General features: G+C 68.6%; 10 protein-coding genes. 3 read left to right on the top strand and 7 right to left on the bottom strand.

The window, feature by feature from the left end:
• Positions 1-47: 47 nt before the first annotated feature.
• Together AC3WXD_RS30535 and AC3WXD_RS30530 are read right to left on the bottom strand one after the other, a co-directional pair.
• Positions 48-941, bottom strand: coding sequence for an isoaspartyl peptidase/L-asparaginase family protein (locus tag AC3WXD_RS30535; protein WP_492325341.1), 894 nt, complete (start codon positions 939-941; stop codon positions 48-50).
• Between the two features lie 62 nt (positions 942-1003).
• Positions 1004-2017 (bottom strand): MurR/RpiR family transcriptional regulator, encoded by a 1014-nt coding sequence (locus AC3WXD_RS30530; protein ID WP_020204580.1) that lies wholly within the window; start codon positions 2015-2017, stop codon positions 1004-1006.
• Positions 2018-2389: 372 nt separating this feature from the next.
• Between AC3WXD_RS30530 and AC3WXD_RS30525 the strand changes: the two genes are divergently transcribed.
• Together AC3WXD_RS30525 and AC3WXD_RS30520 are read left to right on the top strand one after the other, a co-directional pair.
• Positions 2390-4330, top strand: coding sequence for an ATP-binding cassette domain-containing protein (locus AC3WXD_RS30525; RefSeq protein ID WP_059412831.1), 1941 nt, complete (start codon positions 2390-2392; stop codon positions 4328-4330).
• Positions 4331-4850: 520 nt separating this feature from the next.
• Positions 4851-5186: a hypothetical protein gene (locus AC3WXD_RS30520; RefSeq protein WP_492325334.1), complete on the top strand. Its 336-nt coding sequence runs from the start codon at positions 4851-4853 to the stop codon at positions 5184-5186.
• 115 nt (positions 5187-5301) lie between these two features.
• On the opposite strand, the gene AC3WXD_RS30515 is transcribed toward AC3WXD_RS30520, so the two are convergent.
• The 3 genes from AC3WXD_RS30515 to alr all read right to left on the bottom strand — a co-directional run bounded on the left by AC3WXD_RS30515 (position 5302) and on the right by alr (position 8636).
• Positions 5302-5787, bottom strand: a complete 486-nt coding sequence (locus AC3WXD_RS30515; protein ID WP_020202747.1) for a disulfide bond formation protein B — start codon at positions 5785-5787, stop codon at positions 5302-5304.
• Between the two features lie 181 nt (positions 5788-5968).
• Positions 5969-7330, bottom strand: coding sequence for a DNA repair protein RadA (gene radA, locus AC3WXD_RS30510; protein WP_020202746.1), 1362 nt, complete (start codon positions 7328-7330; stop codon positions 5969-5971).
• Between the two features lie 190 nt (positions 7331-7520).
• Positions 7521-8636, bottom strand: a complete 1116-nt coding sequence (alr, locus tag AC3WXD_RS30505; protein ID WP_020202745.1) for an alanine racemase — start codon at positions 8634-8636, stop codon at positions 7521-7523.
• Positions 8637-9098: 462 nt separating this feature from the next.
• Here alr and lplT point away from each other — a divergent pair, with 462 nt between their 5' ends.
• Positions 9099-10418, top strand: coding sequence for a lysophospholipid transporter LplT (gene lplT / locus AC3WXD_RS30500; RefSeq protein ID WP_020202744.1), 1320 nt, complete (start codon positions 9099-9101; stop codon positions 10416-10418).
• A gap of 27 nt (positions 10419-10445) precedes the next feature.
• On the opposite strand, the gene AC3WXD_RS30495 is transcribed toward lplT, so the two are convergent.
• Together AC3WXD_RS30495 and AC3WXD_RS30490 are read right to left on the bottom strand one after the other, a co-directional pair.
• Complete coding sequence (locus tag AC3WXD_RS30495) at positions 10446-11534, bottom strand: fimbrial protein (RefSeq protein ID WP_492325333.1); 1089 nt, start codon at positions 11532-11534, stop codon at positions 10446-10448.
• Positions 11535-11586: 52 nt separating this feature from the next.
• Entirely contained in the window at positions 11587-14151 is a 2565-nt protein-coding gene (locus AC3WXD_RS30490) for a fimbria/pilus outer membrane usher protein (RefSeq protein WP_492325332.1), read from the bottom strand.
• Positions 14152-14176 lie beyond the last annotated feature (25 nt).

Here is a 14176-nt window from a genome sequence, read left to right as displayed (position 1 = left end):
TGTTGATGCTGTTGATGCCGGGATGGATCGATGCCGCGCCTGCCGGCTCAACCGTAGATCCACACGTTGACCGCCTCGCCCACCCGGGCGAAACCGCGGTACATGCCTTCGGTGTTGAACGGCAGCGCGACGTTGCCGGCGCGGTCCACCGCGATCAGGCCGCCGCGGCCGCCAATGGCCGGCAGCTTCTCCATCACCACGCGGCGCGCGGCCTCGCCGAGCGGCAGGCCCGCGTAGCGCATCTGCGCGGCCACGTCGTAGGCCGCCACCGCGCGGATGAACATCTCGCCGGTGCCGGTGGCCGACACCGCGGCCACGTCGTCGGCGTAACAGCCGGCGCCGATGATGGGCGTGTCGCCGACGCGGCCGACCTGCTTGTTGGTGACGCCGCCGGTGGAGGTGGCCGCGGCCAGGCGCCCCTGCGCGTCGCAGGCCACCGCGCCCACGGTGCCGAACTTGCTGTCGGGGTCGATGGGCTCGGCCGCGCGGCTGGCGGCGTCGTGGTCGAGCGCCGTGCCGGCGGTGCCGCGCGCGCGCTCCCATTGCTCGCGGCGCGCCTCGGTGAAGTAGTAGGCGGGCTCCACCAGTTCCAGGCCCCGCGCGCGCGCGAAAGCCTCGGCGCCGTCGCCGGCGAACAGCACGTGCTCGCTCTGCTCCATCACCGCGCGCGCGGCCAGCACCGGATTGCGCAGGCACTTGACGCAGGCCACCGCGCCGGCGGCGCGGGTGGCGCCGTCCATGATGGCGGCGTCGAGCTCGTAGGTACCGGCGCGGGTCAGCACGGCGCCGCGGCCGGCATTGAACAGCGGGCAGTCCTCGAGCAGGCGCACGGCTTCGGTGACGGCGTCGAGCGCGCTGCCGCCGTCGGCCAGCACGCGCTGGCCGGCTTGCAGCACGCCGCTCAGCGCGGCGGTGTATTCCGCCTCCCGGGCGGGGCTCATGGCGGCACGGGTGATGGTGCCGGCGCCGCCGTGGATGGCGATCACAGGGGTAAGGTTGGGGTTCACGATGCGTCGGGAGTGGGTTTCTTGCGGCGCGCGGGCGCGCCCTTGGCGCGGCCTTCGGCTGCTTCGTCGTGGCGCTCGCGCGCGTCGCGGCCCTGGCCGGGCGGCGCGCCGTGCAGCCACGGCAGCAGGAATTCGGTCATCTCGGCGGCGGCCTTGACGGCGTGCGCGGCGCGGTGCGCCACGGCGCCGCACAGGCCTTCGATGAAAGCCAGCACGGCGGTGTCCGAGTTGGCGGAAAGCTGGCGGCCGGTGTGCGCGTACAGCGCGATGTCGGCCAGCGCCGCCAGCGGCGAGGTCGGCCCGTCGGTCAGCGCCACGATGCGCGCGCCGTGCGCGCGCGCGCGCCGCGCGATGGTCACGGTGTCGTACACGTAGCGCGGAAAGCCAATCACGATCAGCAGGTCGCTGGGCTGCAGCTTGAACAGCGCGCGCGCCGCGGTCGACGCGCCGCCCGCGCCCGACACCGAGATCACGGTGCGGCACGACAGGTCCAGCCCGTGCTGCAGCAGCCCGGCCAGGAAGCCGCTCGCGCCGAAGCCCACCACGAACACGCGCTCGGCCGACAGGATGGCTTCCACCGCGCGCTCGCAGGACTCGGCATCGAGCCCGCGGCGCGTGGCCTCGAGGTTGCGCACGTCCTCGTCGAGCGAGGCGGCGATGACCGCCGCCACCGTGGCCGGGCGCTCCAGTTCGGTGCGCAGCTTCTCGACCGGCGCCAGCGTGGCCTCGAAACCGCGCACCAGCTCGGTGCGGAACTGCGGATAGCCCTCGAAGCCGAGCGCGTGCGCGAAGCGGTTGGCGGTGGCCACCGAGACCTCCACCGCCGCCGCCAGTTCGTCGATGCGCATGGTGGCGGCGCGGAACGGATTGCCCAGCACGTATTCGGCCATGCGCTGGTGCGCGGGCGTCAGCGTGGGCAGGGCGCGGGCGATGCGCTCGGTGATCGAGCCGTTGCCGTTCTTGCCGGAGGATCCGTTGGTGCCGGAATTGCCGGAATTGCCGAGGGACATGGGTGCGGTTCTGGTTGACGGGATGCGCCGCCGCGAAGCCATGCACGAAAAAAAAGCATGCAGGCGGTGCGCATCTATGTAAATTAATTTACACGCAAAACGCGTACCATGAAAATAGAGTTTTACGCGGGCAAGGGTTTATACCTAGGCTGCTGTCTCCTTGCCATCCCTTTGCCGTCCCAGCGCGGCCACCGCCGGAGTCCGCGCGCGGCGGCCCGCCGAACCTCGCCGCCATCCTCCGCCATACGCCGCCGCGCGCCGCCATTTGACGGGCAGCATCATGCGAAGCGGCTACAATGCCGGGTTGACCCGTGCCATGCCGGGCCGGCCATCGCTCATCTCCGGCGGCTTTATCTCCAGCGTTCCCCTCCCGTGATCCGAATCGACCAGCTAGTCCTCCAGCGCGGCACCAAGGTGCTGTTCGACCACACCAGCGTGACGCTGAACCCCGGCGAGCGCGTCGGCCTCGTCGGCGCCAACGGCAGCGGCAAGTCGACCCTGTTCGCCATGCTGCGCGGCGAGCTGCATCCGGACGGCGGCGACGTCGCCATCCCGCCGCAGTGGCGCATCGCCCACGTGGCGCAGGAAACCCCGGCGGTCGCGCGCAGCGCGGTGGAATACACCATCGACGGCGACACCCGCCTGCGCGAGATCGAGGCGCGCATCGCCGCGGCCCAGGCCAGCGGCGACGGCACCGCCGAGGCCGACGCCCACGCCGCCTTCGCCGACGCCGACGGCTACACCGCGCCGGCGCGCGCCGAGGCGCTGCTGCTGGGGCTGGGCTTCACGCTGGCGCAGGTGTCGCAGCCGGTGGCGTCGTTCTCGGGCGGCTGGCGCATGCGGCTGAACCTGGCGCAGGCGCTGATGTGCCCGTCCGACCTGCTGCTGCTCGACGAACCGACCAACCACCTGGACCTCGACGCCATCGTCTGGCTGGAAGACTGGCTGGCGCGCTATCCCGGCACGCTGGTGATGATTTCGCACGACCGCGAATTCCTCGACGCGATCTGCAACGTCACCGTGCACATCGAAAACCAGCAACTGCGTCGCTACGGCGGCAACTACACCCAGTTCGAGACGCTGCGCCTGCAGCAGATGGCGCTGCAGCAGTCGGCCTACTCGCGCCAGCAGAAAGAGATCGCCCACCTCGAATCGTTCATCACGCGCTTCAAGGCCAAGGCCACCAAGGCGCGCCAGGCGCAGAGCCGGGTCAAGGCGCTGGAGAAGATGGAGCGGCTGGCGCCGGTGCACATCGCCGCCGGCTTCGCCTTCGAGTTCCGCGAGCCGGACTCGGCGCCCAACCCGATGATGGTGCTCGAAGGCGTGGACTGCGGTTATCCGCCGCCCGCGCCCGGCGCGCCGCCCGTGACCATCCTGCACAACCTGTCGCTGTCGATCCAGACCGGCCAGCGCATCGGCCTGCTCGGCGCCAACGGCCAGGGCAAGTCCACGCTGGTGAAGACGCTGGCGGCCACGCAAGAGCCCTTGGCCGGCAAGCTGCGCCAGGGCAAGGGCCTGCAGATCGGCTACTTCGCCCAGCACCAGCTGGAGACGCTGCGCGACCAGGACTCCCCGCTGCAGCACCTGGCGCGCCTGGCGCCGGACACGCGCGAGCAGGAACTGCGCGACTTCCTCGGCAGCTTCAACTTCCGCGGCGACATGGCCACCGCGCCGATCGAGCCGTTCTCCGGCGGCGAGAAGGCGCGCCTGGCGCTGTCGCTGATCGTCTGGCAGAAGCCCAACCTGCTGCTGCTCGACGAACCGACCAACCACCTCGACCTCGACACCCGCGAAGCGCTGACGATGGCGCTGGCGCAGTTCGAAGGCACCCTGATCGTGGTCTCCCACGACCGCCACCTGCTGCGCGCCACCACCGACCAGTTCATGCTGGTCGGCGACGGCACCATGAAGCCGTTCGACGGCGACCTCGACGACTACCGCGACTGGCTGCTGCAACAGGCCGCGGCCAAGCGCAACGCCGCCAGCGCCGCGCAGGCCCCCGCCGCGGGCGACGGCGCCGCCGCGGTCAACCGCCGCGACCAGCGCCGCGCCGAAGCCGACGAACGCCAGCGCCTGACGCAGTTGCGCAAGCCGCTGACCAAGGAACTGGAAAAGGTGGAAAAGCGCATGGCCGTGCTGCAGCAGGCCAAGAGCGAGATCGATGCGTTCATGGCCGACGAGAGCAGTTATGCGGAGGGTAACAAGGGGAAGTTGATGGAGATGCTCAAGCGGCAGGGGGAAGTGGGGGGGGAACTTGATACGCTCGAGGAGCGTTGGCTGGAGTTGCAGGAGCAGATTGAGGGGATTGTTTGATTTTTTGGAAGATTATTTCAATTTTAATGGCTTAATGTTAATAGCCACTTCTTAACGTCAACGGCTGAACGTCAAAGTCAAAGTCAACATCAAAGTCAAAGGCTTTCGCTCCCCCGGAGCGACCTACTTTCTTTTCCCCGAAAAGAAAGTAGGCAAAGAAAGCGGGCTGCCTGGCCGGCAGGGGCAGAAACGTTGGGATTTCTCTTGTTGGTGGTTTCGTGGTGGGGCCTGTGGTTCTGCTGGCATCCTGCCGTTACCGGTTCGGCTGGCCACGATCTGGCTGGCGGTATGGGTTTCGGGGTCAGACCTATGATGGCGAGCGCACTGCTGGTTCGGGCATCTGCCGTTACCGGTTTTGGCGGTCGCGGCGTAGCACCGGCACTGGTTTCGTGGTGGGCGTGGTGGACCCCGCGCGAGTGTGTTGGGTTGCTTTGACCCGGATTACCTCTCAAGTCAAAACCGTTTGGCACTGAGATCGAATGGGGGCCACCACGCCCACCACGAAACCAGCACCGCCCCTATGACGATCCCCTCCGCGCCGGTCGCGGCAGCAGCCCGAAGGGCCTGGACCACCGCCATCATGCAGCGCCACCACGAATCGAACATCACCCGAGAGATAGTGGCCACCAGAACCGGTACCGGCAGAATCCCAGCAGAACCACAGGCCCCACCACGAAACCACCACCCCGAGAAACCCTGTTCGGCTCTGCCCCTGCCGGCCAGGCAGCCCGCTTTCTTTGCCTACTTTCTTTTCGGGGAAAAGAAAGTAGGTCGCTCCGGGGGAGCGAAAGCCTTTGACTTTGAAGTTGACTTTGATTTTGACGTTCAGCAGTTGACTTTGACGTTCAACCGTTGACATTCAGTCGTTGACATTCAGCCATTGAATTTAGCATTAATCCGTCGACGTCAAGCAATCAACATTAAACCGCCAACCTTAAAATCCCCCCAAACCCCAAAATAAAATCAAAAAACTACCGATAATTCCTCTCCCTCCGAATCATCCCCACCGCCAAAGTCGCAGTCAAAATAAACAGCCAGATCAGCGACCAGGCCGGAATCGACAAACCAAAAATCGGCGGCAGCGGCGCCGTGCACAGGCCGTCCGAGTAGAACACCTGCGGCAGCAGCTTGGCGGTGGGCAGCCGGTTGACCCAGTTCTCCAGCGGGTCGATGCCGCAACTGGCCTTGGGGTTGAGCAGCAGCGACACGTGATAGCCGGCCACGGCGATGCCGCCGATGCCGGACAGCATGCCCAGCCCCTGCCACAGGCTGCGCGTGCTCTGCGCGATGGCGGCCAGCAGCGAGAAGATGCCGATGCCGACGAAGGCGAAACGCTGCATCACGCACAGCGGGCATGGCTGGTAGCCCTCCACGTGCTGCAGGTAGAGGGCATAGCCGACCAGGCCGAAGGAAATCACGGCGATCAACAGGAAGAAACTGCGCGAATTGGCTTGCATGGTTCAGTAGCGAATTGGACCCGGGGACCGGGCAGGACCGCGCATCGGTGTCGGCGCGCCGCCGGCCTGACGACCGGACGTGCGCGATGCGAGGCTCATTATTACCGATTTTGCGCAGCGCGCCACGCGCCGTGCGCGGCGCCGCAAACGCGCCTGTTGCGGCGGATTGACGCAGCGGCTCTCACTCCAGATGACGCACACGGTCGATAGCCTGCTCCAGCCGCTCGACCGCGATCACCTCGAGGCCGTCGATCGGCTGCTTGGGCGCGTTGGCGCGGGGAATCACCGCGGTGGTGAAGCCCAGCTTGGCGGCTTCGCGCAGGCGTTCCTGCCCGCGCGGGCTGGGCCGGATCTCGCCGGCCAGGCCGACTTCGCCGAACACCACCAGGCCGCGCGGCAGCGGCTTGTTGCGCATCGACGAATGGATCGCCAGCAGCACCGCGAGGTCGGCCGCCGGCTCGGCAATCTTGACGCCGCCCACTGCGTTGAGGAACACGTCCTGGTCGAAGCAGGCGATGCCGGCATGGCGGTGCAACACCGCCAGCAGCATGGCCAGCCGGTTCTGCTCCAGCCCCACGGCCAGCCGGCGCGGGTTGGGCACCTGCGCGGCGTCGACCAGCGCCTGCACTTCCACCAGCAGCGGCCGCGTGCCTTCCTGCGTGACCAGCACGCAGGAGCCGGCCACCTGCTGCTCGTGCTGCGACAGGAACAGCGCCGACGGGTTGCTGATGCCGCGCAGGCCGCGCTCGGTCATGGCGAACACGCCCAGTTCGTTGACCGCGCCGAAGCGGTTCTTGAACGCGCGCACCAGGCGGTGCGAGGAATGGGTGTCGCCCTCGAAGTACAGCACGGTGTCGACGATGTGCTCGAGCACGCGCGGGCCGGCCAGCGCGCCTTCCTTGGTCACGTGGCCGACCAGGATGATGGTGGTGCCGCTGCCCTTGGCGATGCGCGTGAGCTGCGCCGCGCATTCGCGCACCTGGGCCACCGAGCCGGGCGCCGAGGTGAGCGCCTCGGAATACAGCGTCTGGATCGAGTCGATCACCGCCACCTCGGGCTTTTCCGCCTCCAGCGTGGCCTGGATCTTCTCCAGCTGGATCTCCGCCAGCAAGGCGAGCTGCGGGCTGTCCACGCCGAGGCGCTGGGCGCGCAGCGCGATCTGCGCGCCGGACTCCTCGCCGCTGACGTACAGCACGGGGCGCTCGGCGGCGAGGTTGGCCAGCGCCTGCAGCAGCAGCGTGGACTTGCCGATGCCGGGATCGCCGCCGATCAGCACCACCCCGCCGGCCACCAGCCCGCCGCCCAGCACGCGGTCGAATTCCTCGATGCCGCTGGAAAAGCGCGGCACGTCGGCCGCGTCGATCTCGGACAGGCGCTGCACGCGGGCCGAGGCGGCCAGCGGCGCGAAGCGCTTGGCCGACGCGGTTTCCGCCACGGTCTCGACCAGCGTGTTCCATTGCTGGCACTGCGGGCACTGGCCCTGCCAGCGCGGCGAGGTGCCGCCGCATTCGGTGCAGGTATAGACGTTCTTTGGCTTGGCCAACTGGGATCCTCGGGGAAAACGGTGGAGACGGTGAAAGCGGTGGAAAACCACCGGAGCGGCGGCGGCGGCAACAAGACGCGGCGAAAAACCGCCGAAACAGGCGGGCGGAGACGAAACGGCGCACGGACGGCGCACCGCCGCCGGGCCAGGCAGACCACGGGCCGGCGCCGGCCCGCCCGCGGCCCCGGCGTCAGGCCAGCGCGGCCTGCTCCGGCGCCGTCAGCGTCGCCACCGTGACCGGCACGCGCGGCGCCAGCGCGCACATCAGCTCGTAACCCACGGTGCCGCTGGCCGCGGCCACGTCGTCGATCGGCAGGCCCTGGCCCCACAGGGTCACGGCGCTGCCCACGCGGGCCTTGGGGCAAGGCGTGAGGTCGACGCAGATCATGTCCATCGAGACCCGGCCCACCAGGTTCGTGCGCACGCCGTCGACCAGCACCGGCGCCGGGTTGTCGCCCCAGCCGGCGGCATGGCGCGGGTAGCCGTCGGCATAACCGCAGGCCACCACGCCGATGCGCATGGCGCGGTCCGCCGTGAACAGCGAGCCGTAGCCGACGGTATCGCCGGGCTGGAGGTCCTGGACGGAGATCAGCTCGCTGTGCAGCGACATGGCCGGCTGCAGGCCGAAGCTGCTCACGTCGGCCGCCACCCCGGACGGCGAGGCGCCGTACAGCACGATGCCCGGCCGCACCCAGGCGCGGTGCGCCTGGGGATGCCACAGCGTGGCGGCGGAATTGGACAGGCTGGCCTCGCCCGGCAGGTTGGCCGTGGCGGCGTCGAACACCGCGAGCTGGTGCGCGATGCCGCGCGGGCTGTCGGCATCGGAGAAATGCGTCATATGCACGATGCTGCCCACGCACGGCAGGGCGCGCGCGCGCTCCCAGGCGGCGCGGTACTGGTCCGGGCGGAAGCCCAGGCGGTTCATGCCGGTATTGAGCTTGAGCTGGATCGCCAGCGGCCCCTTGGGGCGGCCGGCTTCCAGCATGCGCAGTTGTTCTTCGCAATGCACCGCGGTGGTGAGGCGGTATTGCTCCAGCAGCGGCACGTCCTGGGGCTGGAAGAAACCTTCCAGCAGCAGGATCGGGCCCTGCCAGCCGAGCTCGCGCAGCAGCACGGCTTCGTTCAGGTCGAGCAGGCCGAAGCCGTCGGCGGCGCGCAGGCCGGCAAAGGCGCGGCGGATGCCGTGGCCGTAGGCGTTGGCCTTGACCACGGCCCAGACGCGCGCTTCGGGTGCGCAGCGGCGCACGACTTCCAGGTTGTTGGCTAGGGCCGGTTGGTGGATGACGGCGTGAATGGGTCTAGGCATGGGATCGCTGTGGCTTCCAGGAGGCTGATGCGCGACGGCGCGGGAGGGGTCGGGGCCGGACCGAGGCCGGCCGGCAGGGGCCGCCCGCGGCCCGCGGATGCACCACATAGGGGAAGACCCGGTACGCGCTGCACGTCGCACAGACGTTATTTGAACACATCCGACTCAACATTTAGGGAATCGCAGCGCGCTTGCGCTGTCCAACCGGCGGCCCGGAGATGCTCGGAATCGCCTTATTTTCGTGTTATAAAGCCGGACGTTCCGACCATGTTTCAAAAGTGATGCAATATGTCAAACACGGTGAGGCAAGCTGCAAAGCACTCCCAGAGCTGGTCCGGGCATCACTTTGACAACGGCGCCAGCCCAGGTTCCCCGACGGCCTCCGGCGCCGCCGGCAACGCGGTCGTGACCGCGACCGTGACCGACTTGCACAGCAATTGCGATGGAGACAGAGTCCACAGTATGAAGAAGGGTTTTTATACCATCATGGCGGCGCAGTTCTTCTCCTCGCTGGCCGACAACGCGCTGCTGATTGCCGCCATCGCCCTTCTTACCGAGCTGCATTCCCCGCAGTGGATGACGCCGCTGCTCAAGCTGTTCTTCGTGCTGTCCTACGTGGTGCTGGCCGCCTTCGTGGGCGCCTTCGCCGACTCCATGCCGAAAGGCAAGGTGATGTTCATCACCAACACCATCAAGATCGCCGGCTGCGCCATCATGATGTTCGGGCTGCACCCGCTGCTCGCCTACGGCATCGTGGGCTTCGGCGCGGCCGCCTACTCGCCCGCCAAGTACGGCATTCTCACCGAGCTGCTGCCGCCGGAGCGGCTGGTGGCGGCCAACGGATGGATCGAGGGCCTCACGGTCGGCTCGATCATCCTCGGCACCGTGGTGGGCGGCGCGCTGATCTCGGTGCACATCTCCAAGGTGCTGCTCGGCTTCGACATGCCCTTCGTGGACACCGGCATCCACACCCCGGCCGAGGCGGCGATGGTGGTCATCATGCTGTTCTACGTGGTCGCCGCCATCTTCAACCTGTTCATCCCCGAGACCGGCGCGCGCTATCCGCAGCAGGAAAAGAATCCGATCAAGCTGATCGCCGAGTTCGCCGACTGCTTCACCGCCTTGTGGCGCGACAAGCTGGGCCAGATCTCGCTGGCTGTGACCACGCTGTTCTGGGGCGCGGGCGCCACGCTGCAGTTCATCGTGCTGAAGTGGGCCGAGAAGTCGCTGGAGCTGAACCTGTCTCAGGGCGCGCTGCTGCAGGCGGTGGTGGCGGTGGGCGTGGCGGTCGGCGCGATCCTGGCCGCGATGCGCATTCCGCTGCGCAAATCGCTGTCGGTGCTGCCGTTCGGCGTGGCAATGGGCGTGGTGGTGATGCTGATGGCCTTCTACACCAAGAACAGCCTGCCCGATGTCTCGTTCGACGTCCTCGGCATGCACATGCCGCTGTACATGGCCATCGCCTACCTGTTCCTGATGGTGGTGGGCGGCATGTCGGGCTACTTCGTGGTGCCGATGAACGCCCTGCTGCAGCACCGCGGCCACGTGCTGCTGTCCGCCGGCCACTCGATCGCGGTACAGAACTTCAACGAGAACGTCTCGGTGCTGCTGATGCTGTGCCTGTACGCGCTGCTGATCAAGCTCAACGTGCCCATCGGCATCGTCATCGTGGCGTTCGGCATCTTCGTCTGCGTCACCATGACCCTGGTGATGCGCCAGCACCGCTACAACGTGCGCAACTTCGACTCGCTGGCGATGATCGGCGAGGACAAGCACCACTGACCCCGCCGCGCGCCTCTCTCCTTCTTCCTACCGGTAGTCGATCGTGAACATCACCGAGGTGTTGGCCTGCCCCGGCGTGATGACTTCGCCGGTCTGCACGTAACGCGCCCGCAGCGCAATGGTGTAGCTGCCGCCGTCCACCGCGGCGGGCACGATGCCGCTCGGCATCACGCTGTGGTACGCCACCGGCGCACCATCGGGCGAGGCGATCTGCAGCCCGACGCCGCCCGCCGCGGGGTTGGCCTCGCTGCCCGCGCTCAGCGCGACGATCCCCTTGGCCGCGTCCACCACCTCGGTGGCCGGTGTCAGCAGGAAACCGAGCTGGTTGGCGGTGCCGCTCACGTCGCCCAGCGCGCCGTTGTCGTAGGACACACTCGCCGTGGCGCCATGAAACGCCGGGCAGTTCAGCAACCGGATGTCGAATGTTTCCCACCGCGTGCCGCTGCCGACGCCGGAGAAGTCGCCGGGATTGTGGACACCCATGGGAACCCTGACGTCGGGCGTGGTGCAGGTCTGCGACACGATGCTCAGGCTGCCGGTGAAGGCAATCTCGAATGCCGCGAGGTAATCGAAGCCGGAGCCCTTGCGCCACTTCGAACTCACGCGCGGCAGCGATGCCCCGGCGACCGGGCCGCTGGCGGAAACCTTGCCGATCTTGATCAGCGAGACCTCGACGTATGGCGGCCCGACCTGGTAGACGCAATAGCCCAGGCAGTTGATCTCGTCCAGGCCCGGATAGAACTGACCGGCACGGACGTCGCGAATGGCCACGCCGATGCCAGGCAGTCCCGTTTCGTACACCTTGCCGGCGAAAGGCCCCTGGTTCCAGGCGGCGGCTGGCTGGCTGGTGGTCAGATCGAGGGCATTCCTGACCGTTCTGACCGCGTAGTTCTTGCAGTCGATGCCCACCGCCTGCGCCGACACGGTCTGGCTGTAGATGACGGTGCCGTCGGGCACGTCGCGGCCGATGGTCAACGCGCCGGCGGCCAGCGGCACGCTCAGGATCGGCGGGTTGGGCGAACCGTCCGCCACATAGCAGTCGGACGCCGCGTTGGCGGCGCCAACCGCGCCCAGGCCGATCAGCAGCCCAACGAGATTGCGGAGATATGGCTTCATGTTCTTGTTCCTTCCTGTATGGCGCGGCCCCATCGCCGCCGCCGTTGTCCGTTCAGCCGACCGTGCAGACGCGCTTGAGGCGCAGCAGCGGGCTGCTGCCCTGCGCATCCGCGGCGGGCTCGATCTCGCACTGCTGGCCGGCGCCGTCGCCCCAGCGCGCGGTGAGCGCGCCGCCGCCTTCCTTGAGGCGCACGTAGATGCGCCCGCCCTGCCCGACCAGCCCGGCGTTGTTGCCGTCGCCGTCGGTGACTTCGGCGCCGAACGGCACCGGCGTGCCATCCGCCAGCGCGGCGTCGATCAGCGCGGCCTGTCCCGACTCGGTGGCGTAGCGCAGCATCACCACCGCGCCCGCGCGCGGCGCCACCTGCTGGCTGGTGACCTTGAGCTCGATGTCGTCGGGGATGTTGGCCGGATCGAGCGAGACCTGGTTCTGCCGGTACGGCATCAGGTAGGGCACCACGCCGTAGCCGCGCCCGTCGAGCACCAGGCCCGGATAGCTGTCGATCCTGGCCCCGGCCGCGGCCGGGGCTTCCACCACGGCGAAGGTGTCGCCCGTGTACGGCGAGAAACTCACGCCGCCCGGATGCGCCACCACCGAGCCGCTCAGGCCGACCGACGCATTGCGGTAGCCCGAGCCCTGGCCGTAGGCGGCCTGGATCGAGGTGTAGGGCGTGCGGTACTGGCCGTTGAGCGCGCCCGAGACCTGGCCCGCGGCGCTGCGCGCGGCCGTCACGCCGTAGCTGAACTGGTTGTCCGCGCCCGCCACGCCGCTGACCGTGGTCTGCGCGCTGGTGCCGCCGCCGGTTTCGTGGCCGAGGCTGAACGCGAGCTGCGGCGCGCGGCTTGCGCGGCCGAGCGGCAGCGTCAGGTTGAGCATGAACTGGTTGTCGACGGTGCCGTTGGCGCCGCGCACGCGCGTGGCGGTGACCGAATAGTTCACCGGGCCGATGCGGTTGCTGTAGCCAAGCTGGTACTGCACGTCGTGCGGCTTGCCGTTCCAGTAGTCCTGCGCCAGCGCGCTGGCGAAGACCTGGCCCCAGCCGCGCGGCAGCGGCTGGCTCAGGCTCACCGTGGCGCGGCTCTTGGGGCGGTGCATGGCGCTGATGTCCTGGCCGTTGCGGGCCGCCTCCTCCATGCGCGCGGCGCCGGCGAAATCGACATAGCGGTCCGACGAGAAGCGATAGGTGGCCACCGACAGGTTGCTGCCGGTCTGCTGGAACAGCTTGCTGTAGGCCAGCCGCGTGCTGGTGCCGGCGAAGGTCTGCCCGCCGATCCTGGCGTAGGCGCCGGTGACGTCCATCGACACCGCGCCGAAGCCGGTGTCGAACGCGGCGCCGGCCAGCACCGCCGCGTAGCGGTTGCTCGCCTGCACGCCGGCGTAGCCGGTCAGGCTGTTGGTCAGCCCGCGCTGCACGGTGGCCTGCAGCAGCTTGGGCCGCGCCGACAGCGTGGTGTCGTTGAGCACGCCGGCGGTGACGCTGAAGCGCGTCATGCCGGGGCGCAGCAGCATCGGCACGGCGGCGTAGGGCACGGTGAAGGTGCGCTCGCGCCCGTCGGCCTCGGTCACGGTGACTTGCAGGTCGCCGCCGTAGCCGCTCGGGTAGAGGTCGTCGATGGCGAACGGGCCGGGCGCGACCGGCGTGTCGTAGATCACCACGCCGTTCTGGCGGATCGTCACGCGCGCGTTGGTGTCGGCCACGCCGCGCACCACCGGCGCGTAGCCGCGCTGCGAGTCGGGTAGCATGCGGTCGTCGCTGGCGACCTGCGCGCCGAGGAACGGCAGCGTGTCGAACAGCTCGCCCGAGGTGTTCGCGCCGCCCAGCACGAGCCGGCTCTGGAGCGCGGTCAGGTCCTTCTGCACGTAGGTGTTGACGTTCTGGTACTTGCTGCCGGCGCCGGCCTGCGTGCTGAGCGAGCCGTTATGGCGGAAATACCATTCGCCGAGGTTGAAGCCGGCGTTGAGCGAGAGGAAGCCGGACGTGGCGGCGTGGCCGCCCGACTCGCTGCGGTAGACGTTGAGGCCGTAGCCGAGGAAGCCGGCGGTCACGCCGCTGTCCCACAGCGCCGGGTTCACATAGCCGCGCGGCGTGCGCCGCGCCATGTCCTGCGGAATGCTGACCTCGAGGCGCAACTGGCCCGGGTCCAGCGTGGCGGTGGCGTGCGGCACGATCTCAGGCAGTGTCAGGCACGCGCCCGGCGCCGCCAGCGCCGCGACCACGCCGGCGTCGACCTTGGACATGTCCACGCCGAACTGGTCGAGCTGCGCCAGCGTGATGCAGACCCTGGCGCCGCCCGGCTCGCCGCCGGCCTTGACCTGCACGTCGGTATAGCCCAGCAGCTGACCGTTCACGGTAAGTTCCGCGCGGTATTCGCCGGGCAGCACCGGGTTGCCATGCTGATAGCGCGACAGGTCGGCCTTGTGCCCGCCCTGCCGCACGAGGAAGTCGTCGTTGAACTCGACGCTGGCCACCGTCATCGGCGCGGCTGCCGCGGCGTTCGCGGGCATGGGCGCCGCCCATGCGCCGCCCATGCCGAACAGGACCAGCAACGCCAGGCACAGCGGCGTGCGTTGCGTGGAGAGGGTGTTCCTGGTGCGGTTCGAGATGTCGGGGCGCATGGTTTTGCAGGCCGTTGGGCAATGT

Source organism: Cupriavidus sp. FW216-B1, assembly GCF_058789195.1.
Note: the sequence above shows the minus strand (reverse complement) of the source record. Positions and strands in the feature narration are given on the sequence as shown.

Excerpts from the sequence above, each read along its gene's own strand:
- AC3WXD_RS30535 (WP_492325341.1), bottom strand. The coding sequence starts at position 941 with ATGAGCCCCGCCCGGGAGGCGGAATACACCGCCGCGCTGAGCGGCGTG.
- AC3WXD_RS30530 (WP_020204580.1), bottom strand. The coding sequence starts at position 2,017 with ATGTCCCTCGGCAATTCCGGCAATTCCGGCACCAACGGATCCTCCGGC.
- alr (WP_020202745.1), bottom strand. The coding sequence starts at position 8,636 with ATGCCTAGACCCATTCACGCCGTCATCCACCAACCGGCCCTAGCCAAC.
- AC3WXD_RS30515 (WP_020202747.1), bottom strand. The coding sequence starts at position 5,787 with ATGCAAGCCAATTCGCGCAGTTTCTTCCTGTTGATCGCCGTGATTTCC.
- AC3WXD_RS30495 (WP_492325333.1), bottom strand. The coding sequence starts at position 11,534 with ATGAAGCCATATCTCCGCAATCTCGTTGGGCTGCTGATCGGCCTGGGC.
- AC3WXD_RS30490 (WP_492325332.1), bottom strand. The coding sequence starts at position 14,151 with ATGCGCCCCGACATCTCGAACCGCACCAGGAACACCCTCTCCACGCAA.
- AC3WXD_RS30520 (WP_492325334.1), top strand. The coding sequence starts at position 4,851 with ATGACGATCCCCTCCGCGCCGGTCGCGGCAGCAGCCCGAAGGGCCTGG.
- lplT (WP_020202744.1), top strand. The coding sequence starts at position 9,099 with ATGAAGAAGGGTTTTTATACCATCATGGCGGCGCAGTTCTTCTCCTCG.